Origin of the sequence: Polyangium spumosum (assembly GCF_009649845.1) — a bacterium.
GTDB classification, from domain to species: Bacteria; Myxococcota_A; Polyangia; order Polyangiales; family Polyangiaceae; genus Polyangium; species Polyangium spumosum.
The window spans coordinates 276224-292101 of record NZ_WJIE01000007.1 but is presented as its reverse complement, the minus strand read 5'-3'; the positions used below and the strand labels follow the sequence as shown (position 1 = coordinate 292101).

General features: G+C 71.0%; 16 protein-coding genes. 11 read left to right on the top strand and 5 right to left on the bottom strand.

Annotated features, from left to right (window positions below):
* Positions 1 to 10: 10 nt before the first annotated feature.
* Genes GF068_RS25360 through aroA form a run of 3 tightly spaced genes read right to left on the bottom strand, consistent with a single transcriptional unit; the run spans position 11 to position 3046 of the window.
* Complete coding sequence (locus GF068_RS25360; protein ID WP_153822037.1) at positions 11 to 994, bottom strand: hypothetical protein; 984 nt, start codon at positions 992 to 994, stop codon at positions 11 to 13.
* On the bottom strand, positions 963 to 1682 hold the full coding sequence (cmk, locus tag GF068_RS25355) for a (d)CMP kinase (protein ID WP_153822036.1): 720 nt from the start codon (positions 1680 to 1682) through the stop codon (positions 963 to 965). The genes GF068_RS25360 and cmk overlap by 32 nt, the downstream gene beginning before the upstream one ends.
* Positions 1679 to 3046: a 3-phosphoshikimate 1-carboxyvinyltransferase gene (gene aroA / locus GF068_RS25350; RefSeq protein ID WP_338046560.1), complete on the bottom strand. Its 1368-nt coding sequence runs from the start codon at positions 3044 to 3046 to the stop codon at positions 1679 to 1681. The genes cmk and aroA overlap by 4 nt, the downstream gene beginning before the upstream one ends.
* A gap of 308 nt (positions 3047 to 3354) precedes the next feature.
* Between aroA and GF068_RS25345 the strand changes: the two genes are divergently transcribed.
* Genes GF068_RS25345 through GF068_RS43715 form a run of 3 tightly spaced genes read left to right on the top strand, consistent with a single transcriptional unit; the run spans position 3355 to position 6711 of the window.
* Positions 3355 to 4749 carry a serine/threonine-protein kinase gene (locus tag GF068_RS25345; protein ID WP_170319669.1) on the top strand — a complete coding sequence of 465 codons (1395 nt, stop codon included), beginning with the start codon at positions 3355 to 3357 and terminating at the stop codon, positions 4747 to 4749.
* Positions 4750 to 4792: 43 nt separating this feature from the next.
* On the top strand, positions 4793 to 5698 hold the full coding sequence (locus tag GF068_RS43720) for a peptidase associated/transthyretin-like domain-containing protein (RefSeq protein WP_170319668.1): 906 nt from the start codon (positions 4793 to 4795) through the stop codon (positions 5696 to 5698).
* A complete protein-coding gene (locus GF068_RS43715; protein ID WP_170319667.1) occupies positions 5695 to 6711 on the top strand; it encodes an Lcl C-terminal domain-containing protein in 1017 nt (338 codons plus the stop codon). Before GF068_RS43720 ends, GF068_RS43715 begins: the two co-directional genes overlap by 4 nt.
* 8 nt (positions 6712 to 6719) lie before the next feature.
* On the opposite strand, the gene ribF is transcribed toward GF068_RS43715, so the two are convergent.
* Entirely contained in the window at positions 6720 to 7688 is a 969-nt protein-coding gene (ribF, locus tag GF068_RS25330; protein WP_338046559.1) for a riboflavin biosynthesis protein RibF, read from the bottom strand.
* A 199-nt stretch (positions 7689 to 7887) separates the two neighbouring features.
* Between ribF and GF068_RS25325 the strand changes: the two genes are divergently transcribed.
* The 6 genes from GF068_RS25325 (at position 7888) to rplI (ending at position 11915) form a co-directional block, all read left to right on the top strand.
* Positions 7888 to 8832, top strand: a complete 945-nt coding sequence (locus GF068_RS25325) for a ribose-phosphate pyrophosphokinase (protein WP_153822033.1) — start codon at positions 7888 to 7890, stop codon at positions 8830 to 8832.
* 174 nt (positions 8833 to 9006) lie between these two features.
* Positions 9007 to 9726, top strand: a complete 720-nt coding sequence (locus GF068_RS25320; protein WP_240807380.1) for a 50S ribosomal protein L25/general stress protein Ctc — start codon at positions 9007 to 9009, stop codon at positions 9724 to 9726.
* A gap of 99 nt (positions 9727 to 9825) precedes the next feature.
* The gene (gene pth, locus GF068_RS25315) at positions 9826 to 10515 is read left to right on the top strand and encodes an aminoacyl-tRNA hydrolase (RefSeq protein WP_153822032.1); all 690 of its coding nucleotides are present in this window, start codon (positions 9826 to 9828) and stop codon (positions 10513 to 10515) included.
* Positions 10516 to 10585: 70 nt separating this feature from the next.
* Positions 10586 to 11125, top strand: coding sequence for a 30S ribosomal protein S6 (rpsF, locus tag GF068_RS25310; protein ID WP_153822031.1), 540 nt, complete (start codon positions 10586 to 10588; stop codon positions 11123 to 11125).
* A gap of 3 nt (positions 11126 to 11128) precedes the next feature.
* Positions 11129 to 11446: a 30S ribosomal protein S18 gene (gene rpsR, locus GF068_RS25305; protein WP_136929515.1), complete on the top strand. Its 318-nt coding sequence runs from the start codon at positions 11129 to 11131 to the stop codon at positions 11444 to 11446.
* 13 nt (positions 11447 to 11459) lie between these two features.
* On the top strand, positions 11460 to 11915 hold the full coding sequence (rplI, locus tag GF068_RS25300) for a 50S ribosomal protein L9 (RefSeq protein WP_153822030.1): 456 nt from the start codon (positions 11460 to 11462) through the stop codon (positions 11913 to 11915).
* 63 nt (positions 11916 to 11978) lie between these two features.
* On the opposite strand, the gene GF068_RS25295 is transcribed toward rplI, so the two are convergent.
* Complete coding sequence (locus tag GF068_RS25295; RefSeq protein ID WP_170319666.1) at positions 11979 to 12998, bottom strand: PfkB family carbohydrate kinase; 1020 nt, start codon at positions 12996 to 12998, stop codon at positions 11979 to 11981.
* 46 nt (positions 12999 to 13044) lie between these two features.
* Here GF068_RS25295 and dnaB point away from each other — a divergent pair, with 46 nt between their 5' ends.
* Positions 13045 to 14547, top strand: coding sequence for a replicative DNA helicase (gene dnaB, locus GF068_RS25290; protein ID WP_153822028.1), 1503 nt, complete (start codon positions 13045 to 13047; stop codon positions 14545 to 14547).
* Positions 14548 to 14587: 40 nt separating this feature from the next.
* A complete protein-coding gene (locus GF068_RS25285) occupies positions 14588 to 15835 on the top strand; it encodes a hypothetical protein (protein ID WP_153822027.1) in 1248 nt (415 codons plus the stop codon).
* Positions 15836 to 15878: the final 43 nt, after the last annotated feature.

Sequence of the window (15878 nt, the reverse complement as noted above, 5' to 3'; positions counted from 1 at the left end):
CATAAAACGCTCAGCGCTCGCCTTGCATCTCCTCCGGCGCCGCGAGCTTGCCTTCGAGCATCGCCCGCAGCACCTCCGACGAGAAGTCCCAGCGCACGCGCACGGAGCGATCGATTCGCTCGATCCGCACGTCCTCGAAGAGCGCGGCATACCGGCTGCCCTGCCCACCTTCGCGGAGCGCGCGGAGCAAATTCTCGGCCTTGCCGGCGGCTTGCCCCGTGCCGGCCGTGATCTCGGCGTCGATCCGCAAGGCGTCGCCGACCATCACCGCGCTCGCGCGGGCGCGGTCGAGGCCGCCGATGATCGAGGCGATGGAGGGGAAACGTCGCTCGAGCGAGGGCGGCAGGCGCCGGGCGCGGAGGTCCACGCTGACCAGGCCCTCGGCCGCGGGATCACGGCGGCGATCGTCCGGGCCCTCCTCGAGCACACGAGCGACGCTGTCCGCCTCGACGGGCGTGACGAACATGATCATGCGGGTCCCGAAGGCGTGGATACGCGCGGTGGTTGCGCGCCCGAGGGGCCCTCTTCGCTCCCACGTCCGGACGTCGTCCGCGATCGGAGGATCCACGAGGCGGAAGATCCCGGGATCGGGGCGCACATCCTCGACGTCGCCCTCGACGACGAGCACCCGATCCCCGGCCTCGGCGTCCGCGGCGCGCAGGCCGATCCACACGACCTTGGCGCGCGTGATCGCCAACGAGACGATCGCCTCCTCGCCGCCGCTCTCGTCCTCGACACGCGCGGAGAGGACCTCCGCCAGCGGCCCGAGCTGCGCGCGCATGCGGCCGAGATCCACGCGGACCACGAGATCCAGATCGGCCGGGAAGAGCTCGGCCGGATCGAGGCTCTCCCGCTTGCCCTTGCGCTTGCGGGGGCTCTTCGGGGCCGGCACCTCGCCGCCACACGCCGCGGCGGAGCCGAGCGCGAAGAGGCCGAGCAAGAGCGCGCGGCGCGGACGAGGCTCAGCCCGCTCGCTCTCGCGCTTCGACGACAAGCGCCATCTCCTCGACGAGCTCGGCGACGTCCCTGTGGCTCGAGTCGACGACGATCGCGTCCTCGGCCTGACGGAGCGGCGCCACGGGGCGCTCGGTGTCGGCCTTGTCGCGGCGCTCCACGTCGTTGAACGTCGCCTCGTAGGTGGCGTCCTTGCCTTGCGCGACGAGCTCTTCGTAGCGCCTCCGCGCGCGGACCTCGGGCGACGCGGTGAGGAAGAACTTCACCTCTGCGTCGGGGAAGACCACGGTGCCGATGTCGCGCCCTTCGAGCACCACGCCGCCCACGGCGCCTTGCCCGCGTTGCATGTCGAGCAGCGCCGCGCGCACCGCGGGCACGGCCGAGACGCGGCTCGCGCCGAGGCTCACCTCGGGGGCGCGGATCGCCGCCGAGACGTCCTCGCCGTCGAGCACGACCCGCATGCCGCTGCCGCCGCCGGTCGCGCCCTCGACGCGCTCGATCACCATGCGCCTCCGCGTGACGAGGTCCTCCGCGAGCGCGCCGAGCGCCTCCGCCTCGTCCCAGCGGAGCTTTTCGCGCACGGCTGCCAGGGCGACCGTCCTGTAGAGCGCGCCCGTGTCGAGGAGCAGGTAGCCGAGCCGCTCCGCGAGCCTCCGCGCGACCGTGCTCTTGCCCGCGCCTGCCGGCCCATCGATCGCGACGCGTACTGCCCTCCGACCGCTCGTCATGGCGTCCCTCCGGCGCCCGGTTCTACCTCGATTCGTGCCCCGAGCGCGCGCATCGTACCGACGAACCGCGGAAAGCTCGTGGCGATGTTGTCGGCGTCGCGCACGCGCGTGGGGCCATCCGCGAGGAGGCCGAGCACACACGATGCCATGGCGATGCGGTGATCACCGCCGCTCTCGATGTCCGCGGCCTTCAGCTTGCCTTCCGGCTTTCCCTCGATCGCGAGCCCGTCCGGCCGCTCCTCGCAGTCGAGGCCAAACGCGCGGAGCACGCGCGCCATCATGGCGATACGATCGCTCTCCTTCACGCGGAGCTCGGCGGCGTCCTCGATGAGCGTCGTGCCGTGCGCGCGGGCCGCGAGCGCGCAGAGGATCGGCACCTCGTCGATCGTGCGCGCCACGAGCTCGCCGCCGAGCCGCCCGGGACGCAGGTCCGCCGCGCCGGCGTGCAGGTCGCCGATCGGCTCGCCCATCTCCTCGCCCTTCGGCTCGAGGACGAGCGCGCCGCCCATGTCGCGCAGGACCTCGAAGAGCCCGGTGCGCGTGGGATTCAGGCCCACGCGCCGCACGGTCACGCGGCTGCCCGGGACGAGCTGCGCGGCCGTGACCAGGAACGAAGCGGACGAGGGATCCCCGGGGACCGTGATCTCGAAGGGTGGGAGTTTGCCCGAGAACGAGGGGCCGTCGAGCTCGATGATCGAGCCGACCGAGCGCAGCGGCACGCCGAGCGCGAGCATGAGCCGCTCGGTGTGATCCCGCGACACGAGCGGCTCGCGCACGTACGTGGGCCCGTTGGCGTAGAGGCCCGAGAGCAGGATCGCGCTCTTCACCTGCGCGCTCGCGACGGGCATCTCGTACTCGAGCGGCCCGAGCACGTTGGGCTCGGGCAGAGGTCCGATCTGGAGCGGCGCCGTGATCTCTCCGACGCGCTTCGGATCGAGCTTGCCCTCGATGCGACCGCCGCGCAGGCGCAAGGGCCTGGCGACGCGCTCCATCGGGCGGCGCGAGAGCGACTCGTCGCCGACGAGCACGGCGGCGAAGCGCTGCGCGACCAGCACGCCGGCGAGCAGGCGCATCGTGGTGCCCGAGTTGCCGCAGTCGATGGGCGCGCTCGGGGCGCGGAGGCCGTAGAGCCCTTTGCCGCCGACGAGCAGCGCGTCGGTCTGCTCCTCGGTGGTGATGCCCATCGCGCGGAGCGCGGCGAGCGTCGACATGTTGTCCGCGCCGAGCGCGCCGCCGACGATGCGGCTCTGTCCTTCGGCGAGGCCGGCGAAGAGGAGGGCCCGGTGCGCGATGCTCTTGTCGCCCGGGATCGGGACGCTGCCTGTGAGAGGGCGTTCGGATGGAAAGACGACGAGGTCGGTCACGGGCAGGCTCTAGCAGAAGCCGAGGGCCGAGGGGATGTTTGTCAGACGCGGCAGTCGGGGCGCACGGAAACGTCACCCGAGCGGCCGCCCCGGGCGGCCCGGTCCGCTCGCGGGAGGGCAGGGGAGGCGAATTCCCCGTCCGGGGCAGCGAGTGGATTCTGCGAGAGAGACAAACCAATCCGTGGATGTCCCCATTTCACCGGATCCAGCCCGAACGGCGCGCGGCGCGGAGACGTGCCGGATCGCCCCGGGATCGATTGTCATTCCGCCCCCGCGCGCTATCGTGAAACACGGGGATCATGGGGGGTATGAACAACGCGGAATGTGAGATCGACGTCTCCGTCGATCTCGGCGCAGACTCGCTGCCGCGCCCGGGCGACATGATCGCGGGGAAATATCGTGCCCTGCGGGTCCTCGGCGCCGGGGGAATGGGCGTCGTGGTGGAGGCGGAGCACGCGAGCCTCAGGCAGCGGGTCGCGCTCAAGTTCCTGCACCCCAAGGTGGCGGGGAGCGAGGTCTCCGTCACCCGGCTCCTCCGCGAGGCGCGGGCCGCGAGCGCGATCAAGAGCGAACACGTGGCGCGCGTGCTCGACATGGGCACCCTTCCGGGCGGCTCGCCGTTCGTCGTGATGGAATACCTGACCGGCGTCGATCTCCGGGGCGTGCTCGGCCGCCGCGGCCCGCTGCCCGTCGAGGACGCGGTCGATTACATCCTCCAGGCCTGCGAGGCGCTCGCCGAGGCGCATTCCCTCGGCATCGTCCACCGCGACATCAAGCCCTCGAACCTCTTCCTCACGAGCCGCGCCGACGGCTCGCCGCTCATCAAGGTCCTCGATTTCGGCATCGCCAAGCTCCTCCGCCAGGGCGGCGCGAGCCAGCCCGAGGATTGCGTCACGCTCACGGGCAATGGATTCGTGGTGGGTTCGCCCCGGTACACCTCACCCGAGCGGCTGCGGGACCCGACGAACGTCGATCCTCGCACCGACATCTGGTCGCTCGGTATCGTCCTCCACGAGCTCCTCAGCGGCCAGAGCCCCTTCGAGGCGAAGACCATCTCCTCGCTCTATTTCCGCATCGCCGCCGACCCGCCCGCGCGGATCCGGGATGTTCGTCCCGACGTACCCGAGGGGCTCGAGAAGGCGATCCTCCAGTGTTTGCAGAAAGACCCGGACAAACGCACGCCCGACGTGGCCGAGCTCGCCGCTTCGCTCCGGCCTTTCGCGCCCGAGCGCAGCGAGACCAGCGTGCGGCGGGTCATCCGGGTGATGGGGGTTCCTCCCGAGAAGTTACCGACCCATGGCGGCCCGTGCCGTGACGACGACGGCCCGCGCGGCGCGCTCTCCACGGCCCTCTTGCCCGCGGCCCTCCGGCGCTCCACGCGCCTCCGCGCGGGGCTCGGCCTGCTCGGCGTCGCGCTGCTCGTGGTCGGGGCGCTCGTCGTCGCCCAGGGAGGCGCGCCCGAGGATCTGCCGAACACGAACGCACAAGCTCGGACGGCCGCCGCGCCGCGCGAAGAGCCCTCGGTCGTGGTGGCGCCCGACCCTCGGAGCGACCCGCCCGCCGCCGCGCCCGCGGCCCCCGCGCCGAGCCCGCAGGCGAAGGAGCCAAAGCCGCAGACAGCTTCACCTTATCAAACCTCTGGCGTCCCCTCGGGGCGCCGCAAAGGAGGGAACTTCCTTGATCCGCTGGGCAGCCGCAAATGAGAAGAGATACACTTGGCGCGACAAACGATTTCTCCTGCCCTGGATGGGGTGGGCCGCCCTCGTCCTCGGGAGCGGGACCGCGCGCGCCGAGGGGAGCGCCGCCGAGGAGGCGGAGGCCCTCTTTCGCGAGGCCAGGCAGCTCATGGCCGACAAGCGCTTCGCCGAGGCTTGCCCGAAGCTCGCGGAGAGCCACCGGCTCGACCCGGGCGGCGGGACGATCCTGAACCTCGCCTTCTGCCACGAGGCGGAGGGCAAGACGGCCACGGCCTACCGCGAGTTCGGCGAGGCCCTCGCGTGGGCTCGCACGGACGCGCGGCCCGATCGCGCGGAGATCGCACACGCCGAGCTCGACGCCCTCGAAGGCAAGCTCGCGCGGCTCGTGATCGTGCTCGGCCCCGGCGCGCGCGCCGCGGGGATGGTGGTCGAGCGCGACGGGACCACGATCGCGGACGCGTCGCTCGGCGCGCCCGTGCCGGTGGATCCCGGCGAGCACGTGGTCACCGCGACGGCCGACGGCAAGGAGCCCTTCCTGACCACGGTGCGTGTCTCGCCCGGCAAGCGAGTGACCGTGGTCGTGCCTCCGCTCGCGCCGTCCCGCGGTCCTTCGGGCACGCGCATCGCGGCGCACGTGACCGCGGGCCTCTCGGTGGTCGCGCTCGGCACGGGGGCGATCTTCGGGATCCGCGCGCTCGTGAAGGAGGACGAGGCGAGCGCGCGGTGCGAGGGTACGGTTTGTCCCGACGCGACGTCGCTCGACGTGGCCGAGGACGGGCGGAGGGCCGCGAAGATCGCCGACGTGTCGCTCGGCCTGGGCGCCGCGTGCCTGCTCTCGTCCGCGACGCTCTACTGGATCTCGCGCGCGAAGAGCCCGGCGGATGCAGGCACGTCGATCGCGGTCGCGCCTGCGGCGGGGTCGGGCGCGACGTTGCTCCTCGGAGGAACCTTTTGAGCACCAAACGCGAGCTCGTCCATCCCTTCGTCAGGTACGCCGCCGCGTGGCCCTTGCTCGTCGCGGGCCCGCTCGGCTGCGAGGTCGTGGCGGGGATCGAGCCACGCACGCTCGCGCCGCCCGCGCCGCCCGTCACCGACGGCGCGTGCGCCGAGGCCGAAGGGACGGGCTTCCCCGACTCGGCGACGCGGCTCTGCTCGGATGGAACGTTCGTGGTCGCCTGCGAGGACGCGTCCCTCGCGGCGGGCCAGGATGGCCACGTGGTCGGCGCCCTGCCGAGCTACGCGGAGGTGCCGTTCGGCGAGGACGAGGGCGAGGGGGTGCGCGACGAGATCCTGGATCTCGTGTGGGAGCGTGACGCCGCGCCCGCGCCGATGTCGTGGGACGATGCGCGCGCGCGTTGCGAGAAGCTCGGCGGAGGCGCGAGGCTCCCGACGCGCGTGGAGCTCGTCTCGCTCGTCGATTACGGGCGCGAGGGCCCCGCGATCAACCCCTCGCAGGTCTCCGTTCCCTCGTCGTCCACGGATCTCTACTGGACCACGACGACGTCGCTGGACGGCGTGTGGGGGATCGGCTTCGTCGACGGCGGGTCGACCTCGCTCGATCCCACGCTCGCGGCGCGCGTCCGCTGCGTCGTCGGCGCCGCGCGGGGCTCGTGTCTGCACGAGGGCGCGGACGGCGAGACGATGATCGACCGGCGCACGGGCCTCGTCTGGCAACGGTCGAGCACGTCCGAGCTCACCACGTGGCAAGGCGCGCTCGTGTTCTGCGCGTCGCTCTCGATCGGCGGCGCGTCGGGCTTCCGGTTGCCGAGCATCAAGGAGCTCGCGAGCCTCGGCCACGGCGAGGAACCTGCGTCGCCGGCCCCGCCCTTCGAGGACGGCGACGCCCTCTTCTGGTCGTCCACGCCCGTCGCGGCCGCGCCGGACGAGGCGTGGTTCCTCGACGGCCTCACGGGCCACATCGAGCACCAGCCCACGACGGTGAAGGCGCGCGTGCGTTGCGTGCGATGAAGCGCGCCTCAGGCCCAGGCCGCGCCGGCCTCGGGATCCGGCGTGATCCCCTCGAGCGCGCGCCGCGCCTCCTCCGCGTCACGCGCGATCTGCGCCTTGAGCGCGTCGAGCCCCGCGAAGCGTTGCTCCGGGCGGATGGCGCGAACGAGGTGTACGCGTAGCCGCGCGCCGTAGAGATCCTCGTCCCGATCGAAGACGTGGACCTCGAGGCGCGGGCGCGCCGCGGCGGGATCCACCGTCGGCCGGACGCCGAGGTTCGCGACGCCTTTGCCCAGCATCGTCGCGCCGCGCTCGCCCTCCGCGGGCAAACGATCGATCAGCACGGCGTACACGCCGAACGGGGGCAGCGCCTCGGGCGCGTCGAGGATGTTCGCCGTGGGGAAGCCGATCGTCCGGCCGCGCTGATCCCCGGCCACGACGGCGCCCGAGAGCGCGTGCCATCGCCCGAGGATGCGCCGCGCCTCGTCGAGGTCTCCCCGCGCGATCGCCTCTCTTGCGCGCGTGCTCGACCACGGCCCGCTCGTGTCGCCGACGAGCTCGTGGGAGCGCGTCTCGAAGCCGAGCTCCGCGCCGAGCCGGGTGAGCTCCGCGAAGTCGCCGGCCCGCTGCGCGCCGAAGCGGAAGTTTTGCCCGACCATCACCACGCGCGCGTCGAGGCCGCCGAGCACGCGTTCGGCGAACGCGCGCGGGCTCTGCGCGGCGAAGGCGCGGTCGAAGGGCGCGACCGAGACGACGAGCCCCGGCACGGCTCGCTCGCAGAGCGCGATCTTGCGCGCGAGCGGCGTGAGCAAGGGCGGCGCTCTCCGGCCGAGGACCTCGGCCGGGTGGGGATCGAACGTCAGCACGATCGGCCGCAGCTCGCGCTCCCGGGCGATCCGGGCGGCTCCATCCAGGACGGCGCGGTGGCCGCGGTGCAGGCCGTCGAAGTTACCGATGACCACGAGGCTGCCTGATCGTCCGCTCGTCTGCCGATCCACGATCGCGCTACCTAGCCAAACCCGAGGCCGAGCGCAAAGCCGAGGTCGTGCCGTGACGCATCGGCCAGAAGATCCTTGACGTAGGTAGGGGTGGCTGGTAGAGCCGCGCCGCCGTTAACCCTTCGGCGTTCGGGGTTGTCTTCGTCGCTCGGACAGGCCGAGCAACGGACGAACCCTCAGCAGGCAGGGAGGCTGGCCGATGTTCAAGAGAGTGAGCATCTTCTCGGGGAACGCGAACCCCACGCTCACGCAGGAGATTTGCCAGTGCCTCGAATTCCCGCTCGGGAAGTGCCGCGTCTCGCGGTTCTCCGACGGGGAGACGTTCTGCGTGATCCAGGAGAACGTCCGCGGCGTGGACACGTACGTCGTGCAGCCGACGTGCTCTCCCGTGAACGACAGCGTGATGGAGCTGCTCATCATGGTGGACGCGCTCCGGCGCGCCTCCGCGGGCTCCATCACCGCGGTGATCCCGTACTACGGCTACGCCCGGCAGGACCGGAAGGCCGCGCCGCGCACGCCGATCACGGCGAAGCTCGTGGCCGACCTGCTCGTCGCCGCGGGCGTTCACCGCATCGTCGCGCTCGATCTGCACGCGGGTCAGATCCAGGGGTTCTTCAACATCCCCTTCGATCATCTCCACGCGATGCCGGCGTTCCTCGATCAGCACCTTCGTGAGCATTACGGCCGCGACTGCGTGATCGTCTCGCCCGACGCGGGCGGCGTGGAGCGCGCGCGCGCTTATGCGAAGCGGCTCGACGGCAACCTTGCCATCATCGACAAGCGCCGCGAGCGCGCGAACGAGAGCGAGGTGATGAACATCATCGGCGAGGTCGAGGGCAAGCGTTGCCTCATCCTCGACGACATCATCGACACGGCGGGCACGCTCGTGAACGCGGCGAACGCCCTCATGAAGGCGGGCGCGAAGAGCGTCGCCGCCTGCGCCACGCACGCCGTGCTCTCGGGCCCGGCGCTGTCGCGGATCATGGAGTCGCCGCTCCACGAGGTCATCGTCTCCAACTCGATCCCGCTCTCCGAGGAAGCCCGGGCGTGCGGGAAGTTCAAGGTCGTCACCGTGGCGCGCCTGCTCGCGGAGGCCATCCGCCGGATCCACCACTCGGACTCGGTGAGCTCGCTCTTCGTCTAGGCCCGTCTTCTCGTTCGCCTTCTCGTTCGTCTATTCGTCCCCCAGCGCCTGGACAACCGTGCAGTTTCCTCCAAGGTTCGAGGCTTCGCCTCGGAGGATCGTCGGAAGAGGCGCACAACCCGATCGATCTCTGCTATAGCGCCGCGTCTCGGATCGGAACCGGAGAGTCGTCCCATGATGGAAATCATCAAGCTCAGCGCCACCCGTCGTCAGGAAAGCGGAAAAGGCCCGTCGAACAGGCTCCGCCGCACGGGGAACATCCCTGCCATCTGCTACGGCAAGGGCCTCGAGGCCTTCCCGGTCGCCGTCTCTCCGAAGGCCCTCCTCGAGGTGCTCAAGTCGGCGCACGGCAAGAACTCGGTCATCGAGCTGGCCGTCGAGGACGGCGAGAAGCTCACGGTGATGGTGCGCGACTACGGCTACCACCCGATCTCGCGCGACCTCGTCCACGCGGACTTCCTGCAGGTCAAGCTCGACCAGCCGGTCGACGTCGAGGTGCCCGTTCGTTGCGTGGGCAAGTCGAAGGGCGTCGCGGGCGGCGGCATCCTCCAGCAGATCTTCCGCACGCTGCCCATCCGCTGCCTGCCCGAGAAGATCCCGGCGCTCGTCGAGATCGACATCACCGAGCTCGACCTCGGCGAGACGGTGAAGGCGGGCGCGGTCCCGCTCCCCGAGGGCGTGAAGACGCGCCTTCCCGAGGAGCAGACGGTCGTCGTCGTGGCCGTGCCCGAGAAGGCTGAGGAGGCGGCTGCGGCGCCTGGCGCTCCGGGCGCTCCTGCGGCTGCTGCCGGCGCGAAGGGCGCGGCGCCCGCGGCGAAGGGTGCGGCTGCTGCGAAGGGCGCGGCTCCCGCGGCGAAGGCTGCGGCTCCCGCCAAGGACGCCAAGAAGAAGTAGTTTCAGCTCGAACGATCCGAGGGATCCGCCCCGCGGCGCGCGCCTCCGAGCGAGGTGCCCCGCGGGGCAGGTTCGTCTCGGGGCTTCGATTTCCTGGTCATGCTGCTCGTCGTCGGCCTGGGCAACCCGGGCGAGAAATACGCGTCGCACCGGCACAACGTCGGCTTCATGGCCGTCGAGGAGATCGCGGCGCGCGCGCGGGCGGATGCCTTCCGCGAGAAGTTCTCGGGCGTCTGGTCGCGCGCGACCCTCGGCGACGAGCCGTGCGTGTTGCTCGAGCCGAGGACGTACATGAACGAGTCGGGCCGCAGCGTTCAGCCCGCGCTCGCGTTCTTCAAGATCGCGCCCAGGGAGCTCGTCGTGGTGCACGACGAGCTCGACCTCCCGTTCGGGGACGTGCGGCTCAAGTTCGGCGGCGGACACGCCGGGCACAACGGGCTGCGCTCCATCATGTCCCACGTCGGCACGGGCGATTTCGCGCGGGTCCGGGTGGGCATCGGGCGGCCCCCGGCGGAGCATCGCGGGGACGTCGCGGACTACGTGCTGTCGCCGTTCGACGCGGTCGAACGAGCGCGCCTGCCCGACATCTTGAAGCTCGTGACGGAAACTGTGCTAGAAGTCGCGACCCGCGGCCTCGACGCCGCGATGAACGTTCGAAACAGCCGGCCCAAAGCCGGCAAGAAGCAAGCGAAAGAGCGGAGCGAGGCGCGCACGTCGCCCGAGCCCGCGAAAGTGAAGGTGACGGAGGACAAACCTCCTTCGCCTGGCGAAGAGCGCGAGGGGTCGTAGCCCTGAGCGCGCTTCGCCGTCCTCGCTCCGGGGCACGACGTCTCCGGGGCCATCGTCCAAGAGGAGAAGCATGAGTCGACTCGTGACGGCGCCGAACCGCGCCAGAGAATACGAAACGATCTACATCCTGAAGCCCGACATCGACGCGGACGCCGCCGAGCGTGTCGGCTCGCGTCTGTCCGACGTGATCGGCCGTGAGCAAGGGCGGCTGACCAAGGTCGAGAACTGGGGCCGCCGCCGGCTCGCCTACGACATCCGCAAGCACCGCCGCGGCGTGTACATCTACCTCAAGTACCTCGGCACGGGTCGCGTGGTCTCCGAGATCGAGCGCAACCTCCGCCTGATGGACACCGTGATCAAGTACCAGACCGTCCTCGTCCGCAACGACGTGGAGGTCGCGGGGATCGCGATCGCCGAGGAGGACGTGAAGTTCGAGCGCGTCGAGCTGCCGCCGATCGAGGAGGAGCGCGACGAGTCGAGGGAGCGTCAGCTCGGCCTGATCGAGCCGGAGCGTCGTCAGGAGCGGACCAGCGAGGCGCCGGCCTCGGGCGAGTTCGACGACATGGAAGGCGAGGCGGACATGACCGGCACCGAGGAAGAGGGAGCCTGAGCCATGAACCAACGAGGAATGGATTCGGGCAGCCGCAACATGGACATGGACGACCGCGATTTCGGTCGGACGCCGGATCTGAACGCCGACGCCCCCGGACGCCGCCGTACCGGTCGCAAGCGGGTCTGCCGTTACTGCGCCGACAAGGCGCTCTTCATCGACTACAAGGACCCGCAGGCGCTCAAGTACTTCATCTCCGAGCGCGGCAAGGTCGTTCCGCGCCGCATCAGCGGCAACTGCGCGCGGCATCAGCGCAAGGTCACGCTCGCCATCAAGCGGGCGCGCAACATCGCGCTCTTGCCGTTCACCGTGACGGCGTAACCAGGAGGACGTCATGGCCAACTACATCCACGTGGTCCTGACCGAGGACCTCCCCAACGTCGGCAAGAGCGGCGAGCTCGTCCGTGTTCGCCCGGGCTTCGCGCGCAACTTCCTCGTCCCCCGCGGCCTCGCGGTCGGCGCGACGGCGGAGAACGTCAAGCGCATCGAGCACGAGAAGCGCGTCGCCGAGACGCGCGCCGCCAAGAGCAAGAAGGCGGCCGAGGAGCTCGCGCAGAAGCTCGCGAGCGTGAAGCTCACGATCACGAAGCCCGTCGGCGAGGGCGACCGGCTCTACGGCTCGGTCACCTCGCGCGACGTCGAAGAGGCGCTCGCGGCGCAGGGCTTCGTCGTGGATCGTCGTCGCATCGAGCTCGACACGATCAAGGCGCTCGGCACCTACCAGGTCCCGATCCGCCTCGCGACGAGCGTCACCGCGACGATCGACGTCACGGTCGCGGCGAAGTCCTGATCGGACAAGCAAAGGGCGTCGGCCCGGTCCTCGCGGCGAAGAGCCGCTGGGTCCGGGCCGCGTTCATTTGACCACCAACGATTGCCCCGACAGCGATTGTCGGGCGACCTCGTTGCCGCGCTGGATCGCGCGCTCGATCGTCGCGCGATCCAGGTGCTCTCCGCGCTCCTCGCGGGCGAGGACCGAGAGCAGCCCCGCGACGAAGGCGTCCCCCGCGCCGATCGTGCTCTCCACCGCGAGCGCCGGGCCGCCCGCGCGCACCTCGCCGAAGGGCCCGAGCGCGCGCGTCTTCGCCGCGCCGAACGTCGCGACCACGACCGCCTCGGGGCGGAGCACGGGCGTGAGATCACGCGGATCGGAGAGGCCGAGCAGGCGCAGATCGTCCTCGCTCACCTTGAGGACGTCGACCACCGTGAAGAGCCTCCGTGGGTCCGCGCGTTTGATCGCGTCGCCTGCCCACAGGCGTGGTCGAAGGTTCGCGTCCAGCGTGACCCGCGCCCCCTCGCTCCGCGCCTGCCGCGCCGCTCGTTCCAGCGCGAGCAGGCCTGCGCGGGAGGGGAGGAGCCCGGAGATGTGGACGACCTTCGTGTCGAAGGAGCGCGGCAAGGCGTCACGCAGCGCGAGCGCCTCTTTCAGCACGGCGCGGTACGAAACGGCGCGCAGCGGCGCGTGCGTGAGGAAGACGAGCCCCGTGCGGATCGCGCTCGTCGTGCGCACCCGCGAGACGTCGACCCCGCGCCTCGTCACATGCGCGATGAGCGCGCGCCCCACCGGATCGTCGCCTACCGCCGCCACGAGCCCCGCGCGCAGGCCGAGCTCTGCGAGCGTGAGCGCCACGTTCACCGCGCCGCCGCCTGGCGAGAGGGAGAGCGCGGTCGCGTCGTCGAGCGACATCCCTGTTGGGGTGGAGAGATCCCAGAGCGCCTCACCCACACACACCACGTCGGTGGATGTCGCCGTTTCCTCGCGGTCGTCCTGCCGATCGGGGTACCGCGCGTGGGTGTTTCCTGGTAGATCGCTGGTCAATCCCGACGCCTCGGAGGGCCCTCCCTCCGGGGCGTCTCCCATTTGGGGCCTCACCATGTGGATATCTTCGGGATTGCTTGGGGCCATCTGGTGAAGAAGTGCCATGCAGATCGCTCAGCAGCGTCGTGGACGTTCCCAACCGACTGAACCGGCTCCCGTCGCGGGTCGTGTTCCCCCGCATGACCTCGACGCCGAGGCGGCGGTGCTCTCGGCGGTGCTCCTCGAGCGTGACGCGCTCGATCGAGTGCTCGAAATCCTGAAGCCGGAACATTTCTACAGCGACGCGAACCGCCGCATTTTCGAGGCGGCGACCGCGCTCGCCCTCTCCGGTACGCCCATCGACATCGTGTCCATAGCCTCCTGGCTACGGGATCGCGAGTGGCTGGCCCAGATCGGCGGCGCCAGTTATCTCGCGCAGCTCGCCGACGCGACGCCCGCCGTCGCGCACGTCGGAGCGCACGCCAAGGTCGTCTACGAGAAGTCGCGGTTGCGCCAGCTCATCGCGACCTGCCAGCGCGTCGCGGCCGAGGGGTACGGCGACGTCGGCACCGTGCAGGAGTTCATCGACAACGCCGAGCAGTCGATCTACGCGCTCGCGCGCACCGCGCAGTCGACGACCGTGCAGCCGATCGCGCAGGTCTTGAAGGCGGCCTTCGAGCAGATCACGGCCGCCGCCGAGCGTGGTGATCGCATCACGGGCATCTCTACGGGCTACGAGCGGCTCGATTCGAAGACCGCGGGCCTGCACGACGGTGATCTGATGATCGTCGCGGCGCGCCCCGGCATGGGCAAGACGTCGTTCGTCCTCAACATCGCCGTCAACGTCGCCTCGCCGCGCACGGTCACGGCCGGCCCGAACGAGCCGGATCATGGCTACGAGCGGCAGGAGCCCGGCTACGGCGTCTGCGTCTTCTCGCTCGAGATGCCCCGCGAGCAGCTCGCGAGTCGTATGGTCTGCACCGAGGGCCGCGTCGATCTCGGCAAGCTGCGCCAGGGCTTCTTGCAGCCGGACGACTGGCGCAGGCTCACCGAGAGCGCCTCGTACCTCTCGACGCTCCCGATCTGGGTCGACGACACCTCCGCGCTCACGCTGCTCGAGGTCCGCGCCAAGGTCCGCCGCATCCAGGCCGAGTACAACCGCGCGGCGGCGCCGGGGCAGCCCGAGCGGCGCGTGGGGCTCGTCATCATCGACTACCTCCAGCTCATGAAGGGCCGCGACGGCGTGAACAGCCGCGAGCAGGAGATCAGCGAGATCTCCCGAGGCTTGAAGCAGCTCGCCAAGGAGCTCCGTGTCCCCGTCATCGCGCTCTCGCAGCTCAACCGCTCCGTCGAGACCCGCACGAGCAAGGACAACGGCAAGCGCCCTCAGCTCAGCGATCTGCGCGAGTCCGGCGCCATCGAGCAGGACGCGGACACCATCATGTTCATCTACCGCGACGAGTACTACAACCCGGAGACCACGAACGCGAAGGGCATCGCCGAGATCATCATCGCGAAGCAGCGTAACGGCCCCACGGGCAAGGTGCTCGTGCGCTTCGCCTCGTCGTACACGCGCTTCGACAACCTCGCGCCCGGCGACTACCCCGAGATGGTCGACGACGAATAACCTCCCAAGATCCGGCGCCTTCGCGCGTCTCTGGTCCATCATGCCGCCCGGCACCACGCAGAGGCGCCTCCCGCTCCCCACCCTCCTCGCCCTCGCGGCAGCGCTCGCCGGATGCGTCGAGCCCCTGCAGAACGGCGGCGTCGTCATGTACGGCGGCGAAGGCGCGCGCGTGGCCGCGATGTGCCGCTTCCGTCGCGGCGCCGAGGGCAAGGCGGGCTTCTGCGCGCCGGAGACGGAAGCGCCCGCGGCGGTGGTGATCACGCGCATCGACGGGAACAAGAGACCGTTCACGGGCGCGCTCGTCGAGGCGAAGGAGGGCGACGTCCTCCTCGACAACGGCGCGATCGCGGCCGTGATCGGCGCCGACGGCGCGCTCGTCGACGCGGCCGACGCCCTCGTCCGCGAGGACGCGCTCGGGCGCGTGTCCACGTGCCTCGGCGCGCCGCTCGGCTGCATGACGGGCGTGACGATCCGCGCCGAGCAAGGGCGCGACGGATCGGCTTCGGTCGTCGCGCGTGGCCACGCCGAGGGAGATCCACGCGTGACGATCGCCACGCGTTACATGCTCGTCCCGGGCGCGCGCGTGCTCCTCGTCTCGACGATCGTCTCGTCGAAGGCCGACGCGCCGATCGTGATCCCGAGCCTCGGCGACGCGGTCCGCTGGGGACTGGCCGAGCCGCTGTCCGCCGCCGGCACGGAGCCCGCGCCTCCTGCGAACGCCGTCGCCGAGGCACCGTTCGTCGCCGCGCTCGGCAGCGCCGTCGCGTATGCGATCGCGCCCGCCGACGATCGACCCTCGCTCGGGATCGAAGCCACGGCCGAGGCCACGAGCCTCCGCTTTGGCCGTGACGTCACGCTCCCGCCCGGCGGCTCGGCGCGGTACGAGCGGCTCTTCGTGGTGGCGCCGCGGAGCGACACGCTCGGCGTGTTCACCGAGCTCGCCCTCGTCCGCGAGGAGCGTCTCCCGGGCGCGATCGAGCTGCGTTTTGTGGACGAAGCGGGCAAGCCGCTTCCGCCGCCCGAGGCGCGCGTACATCTCCTTTCCCCGCGGGATACGCTCGTGCCCTTCCTCCGGATCGGGCCTTCCGTTCCGGAACCGAGCGTCGCGGCCGAGGCGCCTCCGGGCGCGTACGAGCTCGATCTACGCGGCAAAGGCCTGCGCTCGCTCGCTCGGGTCCCCATCGAGGTGCGCTCGGGCGAGGTGACGCAGGCGACGATCACCGTGGGCCCCGAGGCCTCGCCCGCGCCCGCTGCGGCTGATCCCGAGGGAGCTACGCCCGCGCCCTGAGCGCGGCGGCGATCACGCCCGACGAAAGGAACTGGCGGCGCGC

Bases quoted from the DNA above. Each gene is read 5' to 3' on its own strand.
- cmk (WP_153822036.1), bottom strand. From the start codon at position 1,682: ATGACGAGCGGTCGGAGGGCAGTACGCGTCGCGATCGATGGGCCGGCA.
- GF068_RS25345 (WP_170319669.1), top strand. From the start codon at position 3,355: ATGAACAACGCGGAATGTGAGATCGACGTCTCCGTCGATCTCGGCGCA.
- GF068_RS43720 (WP_170319668.1), top strand. From the start codon at position 4,793: ATGGGGTGGGCCGCCCTCGTCCTCGGGAGCGGGACCGCGCGCGCCGAG.
- GF068_RS25325 (WP_153822033.1), top strand. From the start codon at position 7,888: ATGTTCAAGAGAGTGAGCATCTTCTCGGGGAACGCGAACCCCACGCTC.
- GF068_RS25320 (WP_240807380.1), top strand. From the start codon at position 9,007: ATGATGGAAATCATCAAGCTCAGCGCCACCCGTCGTCAGGAAAGCGGA.
- pth (WP_153822032.1), top strand. From the start codon at position 9,826: ATGCTGCTCGTCGTCGGCCTGGGCAACCCGGGCGAGAAATACGCGTCG.
- rpsF (WP_153822031.1), top strand. From the start codon at position 10,586: ATGAGTCGACTCGTGACGGCGCCGAACCGCGCCAGAGAATACGAAACG.
- rpsR (WP_136929515.1), top strand. From the start codon at position 11,129: ATGAACCAACGAGGAATGGATTCGGGCAGCCGCAACATGGACATGGAC.
- rplI (WP_153822030.1), top strand. From the start codon at position 11,460: ATGGCCAACTACATCCACGTGGTCCTGACCGAGGACCTCCCCAACGTC.
- GF068_RS25295 (WP_170319666.1), bottom strand. From the start codon at position 12,998: ATGGTGAGGCCCCAAATGGGAGACGCCCCGGAGGGAGGGCCCTCCGAG.
- dnaB (WP_153822028.1), top strand. From the start codon at position 13,045: ATGCAGATCGCTCAGCAGCGTCGTGGACGTTCCCAACCGACTGAACCG.
- GF068_RS25285 (WP_153822027.1), top strand. From the start codon at position 14,588: ATGCCGCCCGGCACCACGCAGAGGCGCCTCCCGCTCCCCACCCTCCTC.